Below are 20,680 nucleotides of genomic sequence, written 5' to 3' on the forward strand. Positions count from 1 at the left end.
CAATACTACATTCTCGAAGCCTGCAACGCGGTGACGATTATGCCACGAGCACCAATCTCGTACAACTGGTCCATCAGCGGGTTCACCTTGGCCTTCGGAACCACCACGCGCACGGCAGCCCACTGCTTGTTGTGCAGTGGCGAAATCGTCGGGCTCTCGAAACCCGGGGTGACGGATACCGCGGCGGAGACCTTCTCTACGGGGATGTCGTAATCCATGAGCACATAACGCTGAGCGGTGAGCACACCTTGCAGGCGGCGGCTCAGAATCATCAGCCGGTCATCATCCTCGCTGAGGCGTGGGGATCGGATGAGCACCGCCTCGGAGTGCAGCAGCGGTTCGGCGAAGATGCGCAGGCCTGCATTGCGCAGTGTGGTGCCGGTGGAAACGACATCGGCGATCAGATCGGCGACGCCGAGCTGTACCGAGGACTCCACCGCACCGTCGAGATGCACGGTTTCCGCGTTGATGCCGTGTTCAACCAGATAGTCATGCACGAGCTTGTCGAAGGACGTCGCCACACGTTTGCCTTCAATATCCTCGAGTGTGCTGATCGAGGATTCGTTCGGCGCCGCGAACCGGAAGGTGGAGGCACCGAAGCCGAGTTGCATGTGCTCTTCGGCGTCGGTACCGGAATTCAGCAGCAGGTCATGGCCGGTGATACCGACATCGATGGTGCCGCGGCCGACGTAGACGGCGATATCGAGCGGACGCAGGTAGAACAGCTCCACATCATTATCGGGATCCTCGACGACGAGCTGACGTGGGTTGCTACGCAGTCGGTAGCCCGCTTCGGCCAGCATGGTCCAGGCGGGCTCAGACAGCATGCCCTTATTGGGCACTGCGATTCTTAGCATTGTTCCTCCTCATGAGCCATGCGGCGCAAAGACGCGGCCCGGGAAATGTCACAGGTTCTTGTAGATGTCTTCGAGAGTGATGCCACGATCGATCATCATGACCTGTAGATGGTAGATGAGCTGACTCATCTCCTCGGCGGTGCGGTCCGCCCCTTCGTATTCGGCGGCGATCCAGGTCTCACCTGCCTCCTCCACGATCTTCTTGCCGATGAAATGGGTGCCCTTGTTCAGCTCATCGACGGTCAGGGATCCAGCCTGCTTGTTGGCGGCCTTCTCGCTCAATTCGGCGAACAGCGATTCGAAAGTCTTCATACTATTCTGTCAGTTCCTTTTTGGATGTCGGCGTTGCTCAGGCTTTGAAGGCGGCCTCGGCCTTGTCACGGATGGAGTCGATGGCCTCGGCGGGGTTTTCGGCGCCGTACACGGCGGAACCAGCGACCAGCACGTCGGCGCCGGCCTCGGCCACGATGTGTGCCGTCTTCGGGCTGACACCGCCATCGACCTGAATCCTGGTATCGAGGCCACGGCGGGTGATCTCGTCACGCAGGCGGCGTACCTTAGCCATCTGATTGTCGAGGAATTTCTGGCCACCGAAGCCCGGTTCGACGGTCATGATCAGAATCATGTCGAACTCATCGAGAATGTCAAAAATCGGCTCCACGGGTTCGGCCGGACGCACGGCGAAGCAGGCTTTGCATCCCATGTCGCGCAGCTGACGCGCCAGACGCACCGGGGCATGGGTGGCACCCATGTGGAAGCTGACGGAAGCGGCGCCAAGCCTGGCATATTCCGGTGCCCAACGGTCCGGATCCTCGATCATCAGATGCACATCGACCGGTAGGTCGGTGACCTGGCAGATGCGTGCCACAATCGGCTCGCCCAAAGTCAGGTTCGGAACGAAATGATGGTCCATCACGTCGACATGAACGAGATCCGCATTGGAGATGGCCTTGAGGTCACGCTCGAGGTTGCAGAAGTCGGCGGACAGAATGCTTGGTGCGATTTGAATAGTCATGACTCTTATTCTATGGAAGGTAAGCGACTTGACGCTATCGGATATGAGGCTGGTCATCGGCATTTGAGACGGTTCCGTCTTCATTGCCCGTTTGTTCATCCGTCGTTTGCGCGGCGGTCGTATCGGATGCCGTTGATCTGGTGGAACCGGCCTTATCCTCGCCATTCAACCGTACCTCGATCTGCGTGACCGTGCGCAGCTTCTCGGCGAGCAATTCGGTTGGCCTGCCCATCTGCTGCACGATGATGAAGGAGATCACGCCGAGTACGAAGACTGCAAGGGACACCCACACGTTGATGCGCACGCCAAGGAATTCGTGGGCGTAGTCGATGCGTAGGGATTCGATCCAGGTGCGTCCGGCGGTGTACCACATGATGTAGATGGTGAACAGCGAACCCGCCTTGAGTTTCTTCATGGCTTTGGAACCGATCCACACGATGATGACGGCGCCGATGAGATTCCAGATCATCTCATACAGGAAGGTTGGGTGGAACAACGTGCCACTTGGGCAGGTGGCACCGTCGTAGCATTGCTCGCTTTGGCCGATGGCCGTGCCCGTGTCATTGAGTTTAAGACCCCACGGCAATGTGGTGGGGGCGCCATAGAGCTCCTGGTTGAACCAGTTGCCCAGGCGACCGACGGCCTGCGCAACCAACAGACCCGGAGCGATGGCATCGGCGAGCAATGCCATCGGATAGTGCTTGTGGCGGCACCATGCCCATGCGGCCAGTGCGCCGAGCGCGACGCCTCCCCAAATGCCCAGGCCGCCGTTCCAGATGCGGAACATCTCCACCCAGTCGCCGTTCGCGCCGAAGAAGCGTTCTGGCGTGGTGATGATGTGGTACAGGCGTGCGCCGATGATGCCGGAAGGTACGGAGACCAGCGTGATGTCTAGAATCTGGTCGAAGTTCCCTCCCAATCTGTTCCATCGGCTGTTGGTAATCCATACGGCGAGCACGATGCCCATCAGGATGCACAAGGCGTAGATGTGAATCGTCACCGGCCCGATGGAAAATTGCGAAATCGTCGGTGATGGAATATATGCAAGTGTCATGGTTCCCTGATGGTAGTCCGCGCAGCCGATATGTGCGAGCTGCGCGAACCCCTTATTTCATGATTCAGTTACGGGCGTTGTGAATGCCTTCGGCAAGCTCCTCGGCCTTGGCGGCAAGAGCCTTGAGACCGGTCGTCTCGTCCACGGCAAGGCTGCCGGTCTCATCGAGCATGGTGTGCACCAAGGCGGAACCGACGATCACACCGTCGGCATAGGAACCGACACGCGCCCCCTGCTCGGCGGTGGAAACGCCAATGCCGACGCATACGTTCCTCGCGCCCGCTTCACGGGTACGAGCCACCAGTTCCTGAGGCGAGGCGTCAATGGTGGCGCGTTCGCCGGTCACACCCATACGGGCGGCGGCGTAGACGAATCCACGGGCGTTGTCGGCCACGACTTTCAGACGCTCGGCGGTCGAGTCCGGAGATACCAGGAAGATACGATCCAGGCCATGGCGATCGGAGGCTTCAATCCATTCGCCGGCCTCATCCGGAATGAGATCCGGCGTGATCAGTCCGGCGCCGCCGGCGTTTTCGAAGTCGCGCGCAAAACGTTCGACACCGTAGTGGAAGATCAGATTCCAATAGCTCATGACCAGAGGCACTCCCCCTGCATTGGCCACGGTCTCCACGGCCCTGAACACGTTGGCTATCCGTTCGCCATTGTCGATGGCGATCTGGGAAGCGGCCTGAATGACCGGTCCGTCCATCACGGGATCGGAGTACGGCAGACCGATCTCCACGGCATCGACACCATGCTCGACCATGGTTTTGAACGCCTTAAGCGAGTAGTCCGGGTTCGGGAATCCGTATGGAAGGTACCCGATGAACGCCGGCTTGTTGTCGGCTTTGAACTCGTCGAACATGGCTTCGGTCGGGCTTGGTTTGTGGCTGATACCCAACGGCTGACCGGACGGGGTGGTTGCGTCGTTTGCATTCGTCATAATGATCGCTCTCCTTCTTTTCACTCGCCGTCTGCGTTGTTGCCTTGAGCGCCGTTGGCCTCCAGCGCCTTGGCCTGCTCATCGGTCAGGTAGCCGAACCACTTGCCCGCGGTGTTCATGTCCTTGTCTCCACGACCGGAGATGTTGATGATCATCACCGGATGTTCATAGCCCTTGGCCTTGAGATCCTCGGCGGCCTTGTACGCGCCGGCGACGGCATGGGAGCTTTCGATGGCGGGGATGATGCCTTCGGTCTCGCACAGATCCTTGAAACCGCTCATGGCCTCCTCATCGGTGGCCCACGAATAGTTGACCCGTCCGATATCCTTGAGCCATGCATGTTCCGGACCCACGGATGCATAATCGAGGCCCGCGGAGATGGAATAGGTGTCGAGCGTCTGACCTTCGGAGTTTTCGAGCAGATAGCTCTTGGCTCCCTGGAACATGCCCAGCTCGCCGGTGCCGGGAGCGAAACGGATGGCGTGACGCCCGGATTCCGGACCATTGCCTCCAGCTTCATACCCATACAGGTTCACACGTTCGTCATCCAGGAAGGCGTTCATGATGCCGATGGCGTTGGAGCCGCCGCCGACGCAGGCGCAGATTGCGTCCGGATGGTCGATGCCGTACCAATCCCGCAGCTGCTGCTTGGCTTCCTCGCCGATGATCTTCTGGAAATCACGTACCATGCCCGGGAACGGATGTGGTCCTGCAACGGTGCCGAGCAGATAATGCGTGTCCTTGACGTTGGTGACCCAGTCACGCAGCGCTTCGTTGATGGCATCCTTGAGAATGCGGTCTCCCAAGGTGACCTCTACGACTTCGGCGCCGAGCATGCGCATGCGGGCTACGTTCAGGGCCTGACGGCGGGCATCGATCTGGCCCATGTAGATGCGGCATTTCAGGCCAAGCATGGCGCATACGGTGGCGGTGGCCACACCGTGCTGGCCTGCGCCGGTTTCGGCGATGACGCGGGTCTTGCCCATACGCTTGACCAGCAACGCCTGTCCGAGAGCGTTATTGATCTTGTGGGCACCGGTATGGTTCAGATCCTCTCGTTTGAGGAAGATACGGGCATCCAGACCGGTCTTCTCCTTAAGGCGTTCGGCAAAACGAGGGGCTTCGGTCAGCGGCGACGGGCGACCCACGTACTGCTGGTTGAGTCTGGCCAGCTCCTTGTGGAATTCCGGATCGGCCTTGGCCTCCGCATAGACACGCTCGAGCTCGTCAAGTGCCGTGATCAGCGCCTCCGGCACGTAGCGTCCGCCAAATTGTCCGAAATACGGGCCTTCATGGGTGCTCAACGGGGTTTGTTCTGATGCTTTCACTCTTGCTCCTGCCTTTACTAGACGTTCTACGGCCTGTTCATGGTTGGCGGCGGTGGCGACACCCTCGCCTACGAGCACCGCGTCGGCTCCGGCGCGGGCATAGTCTTCAAGTTCGACGGCTCCGAATACACCGGATTCGGCGACTCGGATGACATCGTCCGGAAGGTCGGCCGCGAGTTCGTTGTATCTGTTGACGTCCACCTTCAGGTCTTTGAGATTGCGCGCATTGATGCCGATCACGCGCGCACCGGCATTGATGGCTCGCTGAATCTCTTCGCGGGTGTGTGTCTCGACCAACACCGTCATATCGAGGCTATGTGCCAGATCAAGCAACGACTTGAGTCTGGCATCATTCAACGCCGCGACGATGAGCAACACCAGATCGGCTCCATGAGCGCGAGCCTCCCATACCTGGTATTCGGTGACGATGAAGTCCTTACGCAACACCGGAATGTGCACGGCGGCACGAACCTTGTCGAAATCATCGAGTGAGCCAAGGAAACGACGCCCTTCGGTAAGCACGGAAATCGCGCTTGCACCGCCACGCTCGTATTCGTGGGCCAATGCCGCGGGATCGGGAATGTCGCTGAGATGGCCTTTGGAAGGCGACGCTCTTTTGATTTCGGCAATGACCGGAATGCCATCCGCCCTCTTCAGCCATCGGCGCGCATCAATCGGCGCGGGAGCCTGGGCCGCCTGCCGCATCACTTCGTCGAGCGGCACGTCCTTCTCGCGCGCCTGCTGGTCTTCGACGGCTCCTGCCACCAACTCATCGAGTACAGACATGGTATTCCTTTCAGTGGTTTACTCGATTGGTAAGCTTCCTGGCTTCTACAGCTGGCGAAGCTGCGAGGCGATCTGCACCGCCTCGACGCTGGCCTCCGCCTTGTTGCGCGTCTCCTGCCACTCACTGGCCGGTACGGAATCAAGTACGATTCCGGCTCCGGCCTGCACGCTCGCTTCATGATTCCGAATGAATGCGGTTCGAATGGCGATGGCCATATCGAGATTGCCCGAAAAATCGAAGTAGCCGATGGTGCCGCCGTAGATGCCGCGATCGGCTGGTTCAAGCTCGTCGATGATTTCGATGGCCCGGGGTTTGGGTGCGCCGGAAAGCGTTCCTGCGGGGAATGCGGAGGTGAACACGTCGAATGAAGTCATGTCGGGGTTCACCCGACCGGTCACTGTGGAGCAGATGTGCATGATGTGGCTGAATCGTTTGATGTCCATCAACGAGACGACTTCCACGCTTTCCGGCTGGCACACGCGGCTCAGATCGTTGCGGGCGAGATCCACCAGCATGATGTGCTCGCTACGTTCCTTCGGATCGGCGAGCAGGTCCTTGGCCAGCTGTTCGTCTTCCTCAACGGTGGCGCCACGCGGTCTGGAGCCGGCAATCGGGAAAGTCATGGCATGGCCATTGTCGACCTTGATCAGTGTTTCCGGACTGGAGCCGATAACATTGAAATCGCGGCCCTGAGCGTCGGTCAATGCCATGAAATACATGTACGGGCTGGGATTGAGCGTACGTAAAACGCGGTAGACGTCGAACGGATCGGCGGGGGAATCGATGTCAAGACGCTGGGAGATGACCACCTGGAATACATCGCCATCGATGATGTGCCGTTTGGCGACCTCGACGGCATGCTCGTAATCAGCCTTCTCCGTACGGAAACGGAGCTCCGGTTGGCTGATGGTCTCGTCCAGCACGTTGACGCGCACCTCTCCCCCGACAGGTGTCGCGGCCTTGCGTTGCATGGTGTCAAGTCTCGTTATGGCCTCGTCGTACGCGGCATCGGCACGTGTCGGGCGATCATCGACGTTGACCGCGTTGGCGATCATCCACACCGAACCTGACACATGGTCGACCACGGCGATGTCGGTGGCCAATGCCAGTACGGTTTCGGGCTGTCCCGTCTCGTTCGGGGCTTCGGCACGCAAAGTCGGCTCCCAATGACGAATGGAATCCCATCCGACCGTACCCACCAGACCACTGGTGAGGTTTGGCAGACCGTCGACATGCGGTGCCTTCAGTGTTTTCAGTGTGGCATGCGCCACCTCGATCACATCGCCTTGGGTGGGAACTCCCACCGGGACTTTGCCCAGCCAGTCGGCCTTGCCATCATTGGAGCGCAACTGCGCCATGGAGTTGACGCCGATGAAGCTGTAACGGCTCCAGGTTCCCCCGAATTCAGCGGATTCGAGAATGAAGGTGCCGGAACGGTCTCCCGCCAGGCGCTCGTAGAAGCCGACCGGGGTCAGCGAATCGGCAAGAAGTCTGCGTACGATGGGAATGACGCGGTATCCTTCGTCCGCGAGCTCATGGAACTGTTCGCGGTCTGGCCAGGTGGCGCCCCACTTGAGGTTGCGTACGCTGCATTCGCTCATCGTTGTTCCTCCTGTTCCTTGGTCCGGTGACCCACGACCACCGGCAACCGGCCGCCCTCCTCGAAGCAGGACCGCTTGCCGGTATGGCAGGCGGCTCCGACCTGATCGACCTCGACCAGAATGGCGTCCCCATCGCAATCCAGAGCGAAGGATTTGACATATTGGGCGTGGCCGGACGTATCGCCCTTACGCCAATATTCCTGTCTGGAACGGGACCAGAACGTCACTCGACCGGTGGTCAGGGTGCGGCGGACGGCCTCATCGTTCATATAGCCGACCATCAGCACCTCCTTGGTATCGAACTGCTGAATCACCGCCGCAACCAATCCCTTTCCATCACGCTTAAGGCGTGCCGCGATGCGGGGATCGAGATTGACGCTGTTATCGTATGCTTCGTTGGTCATAGTAATCTTGATGTCGTTCTTTTCGATTATGGGAACAATTGATGAATGCCGCCATCTCAGCGTACGGTGTATCCGGCGGCCTTGATGGCGGACTTGACCTCTCCGATGGAGACTTTGCCGTAATGGAAGATCGACGCGGCGAGCACGGCATCGGCACCGGCCTCGATTGCCGGGGGAAAATCGGAGGCCTTGCCCGCACCGCCGGAGGCGATGATGGGAATCTTGACTTCCCTGCGCACGGCCTTGATCATCTCGATGTCAAAACCCTGTTGGGTGCCATCCGCATCCATTGAGTTCAGCAGAATCTCGCCGGCACCGAGCTCCTGCGCGCGCTTGACCCACCAGATGGCATCGATGCCCGTGGATTTGCGCCCTCCCATGGTGGTCACCTCAAAGCCGGACCGGGTGTGGCGCTCCCCCTGTTCACGGCGGGCATCGACGGAAAGCACCAGCACCTGGTTACCGAAACGTTCGGATACACGGCTGATCAGGGTCGGATCGTTGATGGCCGCCGTATTGACGCCGACTTTGTCGGCGCCGCAGCGCAATAGGGAGTCAACGTCTTCCGGGGTGCGTACGCCACCACCTACGGTCAATGGAATGAAAATCTGTTCCGCGGTGCGGCTGACCACATCCACCATGGTCTGGCGATGCGAACTGGATGCGGTGACGTCGAGGAACGTCAGTTCATCGGCACCTTGACGGTAGTATTCGGCGGCGAGTTCGACCGGGTCCCCGGCATCGCGGAGGTTTTCGAAATGCACGCCCTTGACCACTCGTCCCGCGTCGACATCAAGACATGGGATGACTCGGACTGCCAATGACATGCTGCTTCTCCTCGCTTACGGTTTCGTACAACGATTGCAAGAGTAACCGCTACGCGTTACGCATGTTCGCATGAAGTCCGAGTAGCGGACAGACTATTGCCGCTCTTTTGCCGCGAGTTGTCCGCAGGCGCCGTCGATATCTTGGCCACGAGTGTCGCGCAGGGTGGCGGTGACACCCGCCTGATGCAGAATATCCAGGAACCGTCGCTCATCCTCCGGTTTGGATGCCGTCCACTTCGATCCTTCGATGGGGTTGAGTGGAATGGGATTGACGTGGGCCCAGTTGTCTCCATAATGATTGAGCCGTTTGGCCAGCAGACGGGCATGCTCGACCTGGTCGTTGATGCCGCGCATCAACGCGTATTCGATGCTGACGCGACGTTTGGAGGCCAGATAGTAGTCATGGGCGGCATCCAGCACCTGAGTGGTGTCAAAACGCTTGTTCATCGGCACCAGCTCGTCGCGTAATTCATCGCTGGGAGCGTGCAGGGATACCGCAAGACGGACCGGAATGCCTTCAGCGGCAAGCTTTCTGATCCCCGGAACCACGCCGACAGTGGATACGGTGACATTACGTGCGGAAATGCCGAAGCCTTCGGGTGGCATGGCGCTGATCTGGCGGACCGCACTCAATACGGACCTGTAATTCCCCATCGGCTCGCCCATGCCCATGAACACGATATTGCTCAGACGCCCGGGACCGCCGGCGACCTCTCCATCGCGCATGGCCTTCGCCGCTACGCGCACCTGTTCGAGAATCTCTCCGGCGGACATATTGCGGGTCAGACCGAGCTTGCCAGTGGCGCAGAACGGACAACCCATGCCGCAGCCCACCTGGCTGGAGATGCACAGTGTGGTTCGTGTCGGATAGCGCATCAGTACGGATTCGATCAGCGAACCGTCGAACAAACGCCACAGCGTTTTTATGGTGGTGCCCTCATCGGCTATCTGACGGGTGACTTCGGTGATCAATGTCGGAAAGAACGCTTCGGCCGCTTCGGCGCGTTTGGCTGCGGGAAAATCGGAGAATTCCCCGGCATTCACATCGAAATGGCCATAGTAATGATTGGCAAGCTGCCTGACCCGGAATTTCGGCAGGCCGAGTTCCTTGGCCTTGGCGATTCGCTCGTCCTCACTCATGTCGGCAAAATGCAGCGGCGGCTTGCCTCGACGAGCATGATTCTTGGAAAGCACGTCACGGAACGCACCGGTGGTGCCTCCGGGCGTGATACCGGTCTCAGGCAGATCCTTCGCGGTGTTCACGGGGTCGTTCATCACAGTGTCAACCAATCCTCTTATTCGTTACATGCCGGTGGCCCATAGCAGTACGCACACGAACGGTGCACACAGCAGTATGGAGTCGACACGATCCATTACGCCGCCATGCCCCTTGAGCAGATGGCCCATGTCCTTGATGCCGATATCACGCTTGAGCATGGATGCGCACAGGTCACCGAACGTACCGGCGACGCCGATCATGATGCCTGCGACGACAGGTACCCACCAACGGGACATCCAAACGGAGGAATCATAGGTGCAGAACATCACCGCGAACGCACCTGCCATGGCAAATACGATGGAGCCGGCCAGTCCCTCCCACGACTTCTTCGGCGAGATGCGGGGGCTGAGCTTGTGCTTGCCCAACCAGGCGCCGGCGAATAGGCCGCCGGTGTCGCTCAGGGCCGGCATGAACACCAGCATGATGGCGTGCGCCACCGGATGGTCGTTGAATGTCAAAGGCATGATCAGGCAGGAGGCGAGCAGCGGAATGTACAGTACGGTGAACATGGAGACCGCCACGTGGCTGAGACGGCTGTGGCTGATCTCGCCCCGCTCATGGTTGAACGACGATTCGAGTCTTGCGCCGGCATCGGTGTGGGACAGCTTGTTGGCGACGGCCAACGAGATTCTGCTGCCGAACGTCACCTTGGCGCTTGCGGCGATGGCCACCAGCAACATCGACACCAGCACGCAGAGTGTCATGGCAACGATATGCCGATCGCTGTAGAAGGTGGCCAGCAGTGTCACCGTCGAACAGATCCACAGCGTCACCACCGGGATATGCAACCCGGCGGTGGCGAAGTCGACACGCAGCTCCCATAATGCGAGCAGCATGAACAGCACGACAAGATAGACGAATAGGTCGATGCTGATCAGCAGGCATGCCAGAATAAGCACGACCAGCACGGCCGCGGTGGCGATGGCCTGCGGCATATTACGCCCTGTTTTCCTATTGATGGCGTTGATGGCCTCTTCGGCTTCCTTCTCGCGCTGTTCCTGATGCTCCATCATGGTTCCTTGACTGTCTCTGCTGGCGTCGATTGTCGATCATGAATGTCCGCGAATCAGACCTCCATGATCTCCTTCTGCTTGGCTTCGAGCAGGGTGTCGAGTTCGTCGGTGGTCTGCTTGGTGACCTTGTCGAGCTCCTTCAGAAGGCGGTCGCCCTCGTCTTCGCCCATATCGCCGTCCTTGATGGCCTTGTCGATGGATTCCTTGGCCTTGCGGCGGATGTTGCGCACGGCGACCTTGCCGTCTTCCGCCTTGCCCTTGGCGAGTTTGACGTATTCCTTGCGACGCTCTTCGGTAAGCTCCGGCATGGTCAGTCGAATGACGTTGCCGTCACGGCGCGGGCTGGCGCCCAAATCGGAATCGCGCAGGGCCTTTTCCACGGCATTGGCCTGCGAGGCATCGAACGGGGTGACGGACAGGGTGCGTGGTTCCGGGACACCGATGGTGGCGACGGCCTTCAGCGGTGTCGGAGCGCCGTAGTAATCGACGGTGATGCCGTTGAGCAGGGCCGGGTTGGCCCGACCGGTACGGATACCGGAGAAATTCTCCTTGGTGGATTCGACGGACTTGGCCATCTGGGCCTTTGCCTGATCGACGATGCTTGCCATATTCATACTCCTTGTTTGTGATTGATCGATATTCGACGTTGAATGTCGTTACTCGGCCAGCGAGGACTCCGCGGTGGAAACCATGGTACCAATTCCCTCGCCGAGCAAGGCGCGGGTGACGTTGCCTTCGCCTTCAAGGCCGAACACGCGAATGCGCTGCTTGTTGTCGCGAGCCATGGAAAGCGCGGAGGCGTCCATGACGGCCAGGTTGTCGACGAGTGCGCGGTTGTAGCTCAGGGTTGCGAAGCGCTTGGCGCTCTCGTCCTTGCGCGGGTCGGCGGTGTAGACGCCATCCACACCGTTTTTGCCCATAAGCACCTCATCGCAGTGAATTTCCAGCGATCGCTGAATGGACACGGTGTCGGTGGAGAAGTACGGCATGCCCGCACCGGCGCCGAAGATCACGACACGGCCTTTTTCAAGATGACGAATCGCCTTGAGCGGAATATACGGTTCGGCGACCTGCCCCATGGTGATGGCGGTCTGCACTCGGGTGGCCTGACCCTCCTGTTCCAGAAAATCCTGCAATGCCAGGCAGTTCATCACGGTACCGAGCATGCCCATGTAATCGCCGCGGGAACGGTCGATGCCGGCCTGCTGCAGTTCGGCCCCACGGAAGAAGTTGCCGCCGCCGACCACAATCGCCACCTGAACACCCTGCTGGACAGCGGGAACGATCTCACCTGCGATGCGCCGAATCACGGTCGTATCGATGCCGACCTTGCCTCCGCCGAACGCCTCGCCAGAAAGCTTGAGCAGCACCCTGCGCGGATTGTCACCAGTGTTTTCGTCAGTCATGAAAAGCCTTTCTTGCCCGAAAACTCACGAAATTTACCGCTCTCAAGACTATCGGCAAACAACGACACCATGTATGAGCGACACGACTCATACGTAAAAGGCGGCCATCATTGCGCATGATGACCGCCTCGGGATGAATCCGTGGCACCGTGTGTCACGGATTCATCATATGCGAGTTCACTCGGCTTCGCCCTTGCCGACCTCCACACGAGCAAAGGCCAGGGCGGTACCGCCCACTTCCTTGAACAGGTCGCCGACGGTCTTGGACGGATCCTTGACGTAGGACTGCTCAAGCAGGACGTTCTCCTTGTAGAAAGCGTTCAGACGGCCTTCCACGATCTTCGGAACGATCTTCTCCGGCTTGCCTTCGGCCAGGGACTTCTCGGTGGCCACACGACGCTCGGATTCGACCACATCGGCCGGAACATCCTCACGGGTCAGCCACTGGGCGCCCATTGCGGAAATCTGCAGAGCGGCTTCGTGGGCTACGGCGGCGCCCGCCTCATCGGTGGCGATCATGGCCACGATGCTCGGCGGCATCTCAGCGGACTTCTTGTGGGCGTAGATCTCGACATGCGGGCCGGCGACCTTGGCGAACTGGCCGACCTTGACATGCTCGCCAAACAGGGCTGCCGCCTCTTCGACGGCCTCCTTCACGGTGGCTTCGCCGGAAGCGGCTGCCAGAACCTCATCCACGGAGGATGCCTCGGCCTTGACGGCGTCTTCGAGAACGCTGTCCGCGAACTCCACGAACTTCGGGGTCTTGGCCACGAAGTCGGTCTCGGAGTTGAGTTCGACGGCATAACCGGTCTGGCCGTCGGCGGATTCCACGACCTTGGAGGCGATGGTGCCTTCCTGAGCCTTGCGGCCTTCGCGCTTGCCCGCGGCCTGGATGCCCTTGGCGCGGATGATTTCCTTGGCGCGAGCCACGTCACCCTCGGCCTCGGTCAGGGCCTTCTTAACGTCCATCATGCCGGCGCCGGTTTCCTCGCGCACCTGCTTGATCAGAGCTGCAGTGATTGCTGCCATTGATTTGTCTCCTCTGGAAAATTTATGATGCCCCACATGATGGGAGGCATTGCACCTCCCATCATAGAGGACGTGTTCACTCGGCCTTGGCTTCGCCTTCAGCTTCAGCCGGGGCTTCTGCGGCCGGAGCGCCTTCGGTCAGGAGCTCCTTCTCCCAAGCGGCCATCGGCTGCTCGGCTTCACCCTCGGCCTTGGCGGCCTTGCCGGAACGCTCCAGCAGGCCCTCGGCCACTGCATCGGCCATGAGGCTGGTCAGCAGTTCGATGCCGCGGATGGCGTCGTCGTTGGCTGCGATCGGGTACTCGACGGATTCCGGATCGGCGTTGGTGTCGACGATGGCGACGACCGGAATGCCCAGCTTGTGGGCTTCTTCGACGGCCAGAGCCTCCTTGTTGACGTCAACGACGAACATGGCGGACGGGGTACGGTTCATGTTGCGAATACCGCCCAGCTGCTTGGCCAGCTTATCCTTCTCGCGCTCGAGGAGCAGCAGTTCCTTCTTGGTCAGGCCGGAGCCGTGCACGTCGGTGAAGTCCATCTCTTCGAGTTCCTTGAGACGGGAAACGCGCTTGGACACGGTCTGGAAGTTGGTCAGCATGCCGCCGAGCCAGCGCTCGGAGACATACGGCATGTTCACGCGGGTGGCCTGGGTGGACACCGCTTCCTGAGCCTGCTTCTTGGTGCCGACGAACAGCACGGTGCCGTTATGAGCGACGGTGGCCTTGATGAAGTCATAGGCGGCGTCGATCATGTCGAGCGACTTGAACAGGTTGATGATGTGAATGCCGTTGCGCTGGGTGAGGATGTACTGCTTCATCTTCGGGTTCCAACGACGGGTCTGGTGGCCGAAGTGCAGACCTGCCTTCAGCATGTCGCTCATAGTGATCTGAGCCATGGTATTGCTACCTCTTTCTTGTCGGTTCTTGCCTGGTCATGCGTCCCTGCGTGCAGCCCCGCCTGCAGGGTGGGGCCGACCGACACAGGTCGTCGCGAGCATGACGCGAATTTGTCGCATGCCGGTTGACGATAATGGTTGGTCCGAAACGCTTGCGACTGCGCCTCTCGCCGAGTGGCATACGAAATATGAAAATAGCACGGGGCCCCGTCTTTTTTCCGGACGGGACCCCGTATGCGTATGATATCTGCGTTTTCGCTGGGAGCAAAAGGCCTACTGGCGGTGATTGCGCATGTATCGCATCGCCTCGCGGCGTTCCTCCTTTTCGAGACGATCAAGATAGACATGGCCATCCAGGTGATCCGTCTCGTGTTGCAGCATACGACCCATGATGCCATGCCCTTCCAGCACGACCGGGTTCCCATCCAGATCGATGCCACGCACCCGGGCGTAATCGGCACGACGGGTCTTGTACCACAAGCCCGGCACCGACAGGCACCCCTCATCGCCGTATTGCTCGCCGCTGGTCTCTTCGAGTACGGGATTCAGGACGTAGCCGACCTTGCCGTCGATGTTGTAGGAGAATGCACGCAGGTTCACCCCGATCTGGTTGGCCGACAGGCCGGCGCGACCCGGATCGTCAACGGTGTCCAGCAGATCCTGCACCAGATGGCGTACGGCCGGAGTGATTTCCTTGATGGGATCGCACGGGGTGCGTAGCACCGGATCGGGCACGACTCGAATCTCACGGATTGCCAAGATTATTTCTCCTCATCTATGTTCGTCGTTGCAGATACCGCGGAATCGACCGACGCCTCAGCTTCACCATGCGATTCCTCAGCCTGCCTCTTGATTTTCTCCTGCATGGTATCAAATGCCTGCCGAACCTTCGGGCTCATGGATTCCGATGCCTGCCGAACGCTTTCAGACGCCTGCTTGACCGTTTCCGTGGTGCGGTCAAGAATCTGCACGGTCCTTGGAAGCGGCTTTCCGGAAGGCTTTGGTGCGTACAGTACGTTCTCGATCGTTTCGGCGTAGCGCTGCAGCACCTTCGGACGAACCACCTTCAGGCTGGCGGTCAGCGTGCCGTTGTCCTGGCTGAATTCCTCACCCAGCACCTCGAACTTACGCACCGATTCCGCACGGGATACGTTGGCATTGGCCTTTTCGACGTACTGCTGAATGAAGGCGTGCACCGCATCGTTGCCCGCAACCTGACGCAACGGCATATTGGCATCGAGGCCCTGCTGGGAGAGCCAGGAGCGCACCATCTCCGGATCAAGCTCGATCAGCGCGCCGATGAACGGCTTGCCATCCCCCACAACCACGCTGTGCGAGACGATCGGACAGGTGTTGATGATGTCCTCCATCGGAGCAGGACTCACGTTCTTGCCGCCTGCGGTGATGATGATGTCCTTCTTACGGCCTGTGATGTACACGAAACCGTCATCGTCGATGGTGCCGAGATCTCCGGTACGCAGCCATCCATCGGGCAGCTTGACCTCGGCGGTGAGTTCAGGCTTCTTGTAGTAGCCGAGGAACACGTTCGGCCCCTCGACAAGCAGCTCGCCGTCATCGTCGGTGCGCACGCCCATTCCGGGACCAGGTTTGCCTACGGATCCCACACGGTTGGCATCCTGCCAGTTGACGATCATCGGGGCCGCGGTCTCGGTCATGCCATACCCCTGGATGAACGTAATGTCATCCATGCCATTGAAAAAATGGGCCAGATCGACGTTCAACGGCGCGCCGCCGCATGCCAGATAGCGCATGTTCGGGCCAAGAGCGGAGCGAATGGACTTGCCCACGGTGGACATGAAGAACGTATGCTCGGCACGTGCGGCAATCGAATGATGACCAGTCTCCTGCTCGTCTTTGGACCACTGCACGAAATGCTCGAAGGCCTTGGCGAACAGACGGCCGCGGATGCCCGCACCAGCCTTCTGCGAGGCCGCGTTGTACACCTTTTCGAACACACGCGGCACACCAAGCAGATAGGTGGGCCTGAAGCTACGCAGATCGGCCAACAGGTGCTTGGCGCCCGGCAGGTAACCGACCACGCCTTGACCACCGATGGCCACATACTGGATATATCGGGCGAAGCAATGCGCCAACGGCAGAAACAGCATCAATCGATTCGGCTGATAGAGCATCTCATCGAGAATGATGTACCCGTTGAGCACGATATGCGTGAAATTACGGTGCGATAGCATCGCACCCTTCGGTTTGCCTGTGGAGCCTGAAGTGTAGACGATGGTCAGCATGTCATCGGCCTTGACCCGCGAGATGGCTTTGTCGAGCGTAATGTCATCGATTGCCTGGCCGAAATCGGCGACGGCATCGAGTCCATCCGCTTCGAAATTGAACACGTACTTCAGTCCATCATGGCTATCGCGAATCTGTTCCAGCGTCTGTGTATGCGAGAAATCGCCGGCGAAGGCGATGACGGGATTCACCTCCTCGATGATGGAGGCCGTCTGCCTGGCTGAATCCGTCTCATATACGGGTACGCTTACCGCACCGATCGCGGCGCATGCGAAATCGACGACGCCCCATTCATAACAGGTCGCCGAGTAGATGACCACCATGCTGCCGGGCTTGACTCCGAGCCCGAGCAAACCCTTGGCCACGCTTTTCACTCGATCAAGCATCTGTCCGGCAGTCACGTCATGCCAATGTCGGGTCTCATTATCCTGCCACTGGGCGATCAGATCGTCGGGGTTTCGCTCGGCGCGTTTGGAGAGCAGCGAATACACGGTGTCCTCATCAGTGGTGTTGTATGCAGGTTCCGGTATAAATTCACGCAACATGAATCCCTATAGTAGTTGCAGCTTTCTCAAGGCACGCTGAAAATCCTTGGAAGCGGCTGGATGTTGCCGTTTCCAAGGATTCTGTCTATTTTTCGTTTTCAGTTACGCCGCAAGTGTCAACCGATATCGGAATACGAGCATTTCCAAACGGTTCCCATCCGCTCGAACACCATGTTGCAGCACATTCGTTCGGCGCCGATGCGCAGCATGACCACGCAGTCGAATTTTCGCGGGTTGACCAGCCACCCGCTGATGGATCCCATAATGACGGGCAGTATTCCGATTCTGGCATGCAATCGCGCATCTCTACGCATATGGTCGACCAACAGCTGGGAGGCATTTTCCAATCGTCTCAGGCATGCCGGCGTCATTCTGCGCTCTATGCGCGCCGGCTTCGCCCTGCCGCGGAAGATATCTGCGGAATCGCAAGCGATGCGTGCCGAGTTCATCGCCATGGCATGAGCCTGTTGCGGGTCCCATTCCACGGCATCGGTGCGTACGAAGTGGAATGGGATGGGTTCGGCGGAGAGTTCGACGGCAATGAAGCCATCGAAGACGGGTAATGGCGTTTTCGGTTTGTCCACATATTCCCGCCACATCGTGTTGGTCTCATCATTCGGATCCAGTATGGCATCCAATCCAGAGGACGGGATGTCCTCCGGAATTTCATCGGGTTCCTGCTCGGCCTCCTCCTGCTGCATATCGTCATCGGGAGGAGGAACTTCTTCTTCGGGATCCTTCATAGGACTCCTTTCCTGAACATTCATATTCACCATCGAATATGGGGGTATATTCATTACAGCGTCAAAAATCCCTTCCGTCAAATCGGCGGAAGGGATTTGTGGATATGTGGACAACCCCTCGTCAGAAGCGGAACGTCAACGGGCGCAATGCGGAGCGACCGTTACCGAGCAGCGCTGGAAACTCTTGAGATCGACATAACCCGTGGTGGCCATGGCACGGCGCAGAGCACCGATGAAATTGGTGGTGCCATCGGCCTGATGGCTCGGACCGAACAGAACGCTCTCCAGGGATCCGACGGTGCCGACGTTCGTGCGGAAACCACGCGGCAGCGTCTGATGGCGGGCCTCGGTACCCCAATGCATCCCCTGCCCCCGGAGCCTCCTCGGCACGGGCCAGCGGCGAACCGAGCATCACGGCATCGGCGCCAAGCGCAAATGCCTTGACGAAACTGCCGGAGTCTCCCATGCTGCCATCGGCGATCACCTGCACATAGCGGCCACCGGATTCATCCATATAATCGCGACGGGCCTCGGCCACGTCGGCGATGGCGGTGGCCATCGGGGCATGCACGCCGATGGTGTTGCGGTTGGCGGAGACCGCGCCGCCCCCGAATCCGACCAGCACGCCGGCCGCACCGGTACGCATCAGATGCAGGGCGGCGGTGTAGTTGGCGGCCCCTCCGACGATGACCGGCACATCCAGATCGTAGATGAACTTCTTAAGATTCAGCGGTTCATGGTTCCTTGACACATGCTCGGCGGACACGACGGTGCCGCGAATCACGAACAGGTCGACCCCGGCATCAAGCACGGTCGAATAATAGTCCTGGGTGCGTTGCGGAGACAGAGCTCCGGCGACGGTGACGCCGGCATCACGGATTTCATGCAGACGCTGCACGATGAGCTCCGGCTTGATCGGCTCGGCATAGATCCGCTGGATGCGGCTGGTGGCCTGATCCGCAGGCAGCTGCGCGATTTCGTCAAGCAACGGTTGCGGATCGTCGTATCGGGTCCACAGACCCTCCAGATCCAACACGCCCAGCGCGCCCATCTTGCCCATGGCGATGGCGGTGGCCGGACTGGTCACCGAATCCATCGGCGCACCGATGACCGGAATGTCGAATTCATAGGCATCGACCTGCCATGCGGTCGATACATCCTGCGGATCACGGGTACGACGGGAGGGAACGATGGCGACATCGTCCAATGAATAGGCCAGACGGCCCTTCTTGCCCAAACCGATTTCAATTTCCTGAGACATGGCTTCAAGGCTAATGCTCAGCAATGACAGTGGACGTACCGTGTCCATCTGTCGAATTTGGACATTGCCACACGAAATTAACACACTTCCGCTATGACGGAACACATAACCTTCAATCCCGACAGGAGGGCAACACATGGCCAAAATCAAGGTCGAAGGCAAGGTCGTCGAGCTCGACGGCGACGAGATGACCCGTGTCATCTGGAAGGACATCAAGGATCGTCTGATTCTGCCGTATCTCGATGTGGATCTCGACTACTACGATCTGGGCATCGAGAACCGCGACGCCACCGACGATCAGGTGACCATCGACGCGGCCAAGGCGATCCAGCGCGAGCATGTCGGCGTCAAGTGCGCCACCATCACCCCGGACGAAGCCCGCGTCAAGGAATTTGGCCTCAAGAAGATGTGGAAGTCCCCCAATGGCACCATCCGCAATATTCTTGGCGGTACCATCTTCCGCGAACCAATCGTCATGAGCAATGTGCCACGTCTGGTTCCGGGCTGGACCAAACCGATCGTCGTGGCCCGTCATGCCTTTGGCGATCAATACAAGGCCACCGACTTCAAGGTGCCGGGAGCCGGCACGCTTACCGTCACCTTCACTCCGGAAGATGGTTCCGAACCGATCGAGCATGTGGTCTACAACTATGGGCCCGACGGCGGCGTGGCCCAGGTGCAGTACAACGTCAACGATTCGATTCGTGGCTTCGCGCGCGCCTGCTTCAACTACGGGCTGATGCGTGGCTATCCGGTGTATCTGTCCACCAAGAACACGATTCTCAAGGCATATGATGGCCAGTTCAAGGACATCTTCGCAGAGGTGTTCGAAACGGAATACAGGGACAGGTACGAAGCTGCCGGCCTGACCTACGAGCATCGTCTGATCGACGATATGGTGGCCAGTTCCCTCAAGTGGCATGGCGGCTATATCTGGGCCTGCAAGAATTATGACGGCGACGTGCAGTCCGATTCCGTGGCGCAGGGCTTCGGTTCACTCGGCCTGATGACCTCCGTGCTCATGACCCCTGACGGTCAGACCGTCGAGGCCGAAGCCGCACATGGTACCGTGACCCGCCATTATCGTCGTTGGCAGAAAGGTGAGAAGACATCCACCAACCCGATCGCCTCCATCTTCGCGTGGACCGGTGGCCTCAAGCACCGCGCCGATCTCGACAATACGCCCGAAGTCAAGCATTTCGCCGAGACGCTGGAGAAGGTCATCGTCGATACCGTGGAGGGTGGCAAGATGACCAAGGATCTGGCCATGCTGATCGGCCCGGACCAGCCGTGGCTCGACACCGAGGGCTTCATGGACGCCCTTGATGAGGCTCTTGCCGCGGCTCTGTCGGAATAAGGGTCACCGCCCCGTTCCCGTCCCCATATGATTCCGGCCTGAATATGTGCGCATTCACGCATATGTTCAGG

Annotated in this window: 19 protein-coding genes and 1 pseudogene; 1 reads left to right on the forward strand and 19 read right to left on the reverse strand. The window is 59.3% G+C overall.

Features of this window, described 5'->3' with window-relative positions:
- Nucleotides 1-5: 5 nt before the first annotated feature.
- From hisG to BMOU_RS05505, 19 genes and pseudogenes are all read right to left on the reverse strand, one after another.
- The gene (gene hisG / locus BMOU_RS05415) at nt 6-857 is read right to left on the reverse strand and encodes an ATP phosphoribosyltransferase (RefSeq protein ID WP_034875539.1); all 852 of its coding nucleotides are present in this window, start codon (nt 855-857) and stop codon (nt 6-8) included.
- A gap of 48 nt (nt 858-905) precedes the next feature.
- Nucleotides 906-1,169 carry a phosphoribosyl-ATP diphosphatase gene (locus tag BMOU_RS05420; RefSeq protein ID WP_034875541.1) on the reverse strand — a complete coding sequence of 88 codons (264 nt, stop codon included), beginning with the start codon at nt 1,167-1,169 and terminating at the stop codon, nt 906-908.
- A gap of 37 nt (nt 1,170-1,206) precedes the next feature.
- Nucleotides 1,207-1,872, reverse strand: coding sequence for a ribulose-phosphate 3-epimerase (gene rpe / locus BMOU_RS05425; RefSeq protein WP_034875544.1), 666 nt, complete (start codon nt 1,870-1,872; stop codon nt 1,207-1,209).
- 34 nt (nt 1,873-1,906) lie between these two features.
- Complete coding sequence (gene lgt, locus BMOU_RS05430) at nt 1,907-2,926, reverse strand: prolipoprotein diacylglyceryl transferase (RefSeq protein WP_034875545.1); 1,020 nt, start codon at nt 2,924-2,926, stop codon at nt 1,907-1,909.
- Between the two features lie 64 nt (nt 2,927-2,990).
- Nucleotides 2,991-3,869 (reverse strand): tryptophan synthase subunit alpha, encoded by an 879-nt coding sequence (gene trpA / locus BMOU_RS05435; protein WP_034875547.1) that lies wholly within the window; start codon nt 3,867-3,869, stop codon nt 2,991-2,993.
- A gap of 20 nt (nt 3,870-3,889) precedes the next feature.
- A complete protein-coding gene (locus BMOU_RS05440; protein WP_034875550.1) occupies nt 3,890-5,983 on the reverse strand; it encodes a bifunctional indole-3-glycerol phosphate synthase/tryptophan synthase subunit beta in 2,094 nt (697 codons plus the stop codon).
- Nucleotides 5,984-6,028: 45 nt separating this feature from the next.
- Nucleotides 6,029-7,585 carry an anthranilate synthase component I gene (gene trpE / locus BMOU_RS05445; RefSeq protein ID WP_034875551.1) on the reverse strand — a complete coding sequence of 519 codons (1,557 nt, stop codon included), beginning with the start codon at nt 7,583-7,585 and terminating at the stop codon, nt 6,029-6,031.
- Nucleotides 7,582-7,989 carry a phosphoribosyl-AMP cyclohydrolase gene (gene hisI, locus BMOU_RS05450; RefSeq protein ID WP_034875554.1) on the reverse strand — a complete coding sequence of 136 codons (408 nt, stop codon included), beginning with the start codon at nt 7,987-7,989 and terminating at the stop codon, nt 7,582-7,584. Before hisI ends, trpE begins: the two co-directional genes overlap by 4 nt.
- Nucleotides 7,990-8,045: 56 nt before the next feature.
- Complete coding sequence (gene hisF, locus BMOU_RS05455) at nt 8,046-8,816, reverse strand: imidazole glycerol phosphate synthase subunit HisF (protein ID WP_034875556.1); 771 nt, start codon at nt 8,814-8,816, stop codon at nt 8,046-8,048.
- A 93-nt stretch (nt 8,817-8,909) separates the two neighbouring features.
- Nucleotides 8,910-10,091 (reverse strand): dual-specificity RNA methyltransferase RlmN, encoded by a 1,182-nt coding sequence (rlmN, locus tag BMOU_RS05460; RefSeq protein ID WP_034875559.1) that lies wholly within the window; start codon nt 10,089-10,091, stop codon nt 8,910-8,912.
- A 27-nt stretch (nt 10,092-10,118) separates the two neighbouring features.
- Nucleotides 10,119-11,105 (reverse strand): phosphatidate cytidylyltransferase, encoded by a 987-nt coding sequence (locus BMOU_RS05465; protein WP_034875561.1) that lies wholly within the window; start codon nt 11,103-11,105, stop codon nt 10,119-10,121.
- A gap of 56 nt (nt 11,106-11,161) precedes the next feature.
- A complete protein-coding gene (gene frr, locus BMOU_RS05470) occupies nt 11,162-11,716 on the reverse strand; it encodes a ribosome recycling factor (protein ID WP_034875563.1) in 555 nt (184 codons plus the stop codon).
- Nucleotides 11,717-11,764: 48 nt separating this feature from the next.
- The gene (gene pyrH, locus BMOU_RS05475; RefSeq protein ID WP_034875565.1) at nt 11,765-12,514 is read right to left on the reverse strand and encodes a UMP kinase; all 750 of its coding nucleotides are present in this window, start codon (nt 12,512-12,514) and stop codon (nt 11,765-11,767) included.
- 177 nt (nt 12,515-12,691) lie between these two features.
- Entirely contained in the window at nt 12,692-13,543 is an 852-nt protein-coding gene (gene tsf / locus BMOU_RS05480; protein ID WP_034875567.1) for a translation elongation factor Ts, read from the reverse strand.
- 76 nt (nt 13,544-13,619) lie between these two features.
- Nucleotides 13,620-14,438, reverse strand: a complete 819-nt coding sequence (rpsB, locus tag BMOU_RS05485) for a 30S ribosomal protein S2 (RefSeq protein WP_034875568.1) — start codon at nt 14,436-14,438, stop codon at nt 13,620-13,622.
- A 273-nt stretch (nt 14,439-14,711) separates the two neighbouring features.
- The gene (locus BMOU_RS05490; protein WP_034875569.1) at nt 14,712-15,197 is read right to left on the reverse strand and encodes a peptide deformylase; all 486 of its coding nucleotides are present in this window, start codon (nt 15,195-15,197) and stop codon (nt 14,712-14,714) included.
- Nucleotides 15,198-15,199: 2 nt separating this feature from the next.
- Complete coding sequence (locus BMOU_RS05495) at nt 15,200-17,248, reverse strand: AMP-dependent synthetase/ligase (protein ID WP_034875570.1); 2,049 nt, start codon at nt 17,246-17,248, stop codon at nt 15,200-15,202.
- Nucleotides 17,249-17,364: 116 nt separating this feature from the next.
- Complete coding sequence (locus BMOU_RS05500; RefSeq protein ID WP_235143717.1) at nt 17,365-18,072, reverse strand: hypothetical protein; 708 nt, start codon at nt 18,070-18,072, stop codon at nt 17,365-17,367.
- A gap of 54 nt (nt 18,073-18,126) precedes the next feature.
- Nucleotides 18,127-19,252: pseudogene (locus BMOU_RS05505) on the reverse strand (GuaB3 family IMP dehydrogenase-related protein).
- A 136-nt stretch (nt 19,253-19,388) separates the two neighbouring features.
- Here BMOU_RS05505 and BMOU_RS05510 point away from each other — a divergent pair.
- Nucleotides 19,389-20,609 (forward strand): NADP-dependent isocitrate dehydrogenase, encoded by a 1,221-nt coding sequence (locus tag BMOU_RS05510; RefSeq protein ID WP_034875572.1) that lies wholly within the window; start codon nt 19,389-19,391, stop codon nt 20,607-20,609.
- The last annotated feature ends 71 nt before the right edge of the window (nt 20,610-20,680 follow it).

This window comes from Bifidobacterium moukalabense DSM 27321, from assembly GCF_000522505.1.
Lineage (GTDB): Bacteria > Actinomycetota > Actinomycetes > Actinomycetales > Bifidobacteriaceae > Bifidobacterium > Bifidobacterium moukalabense.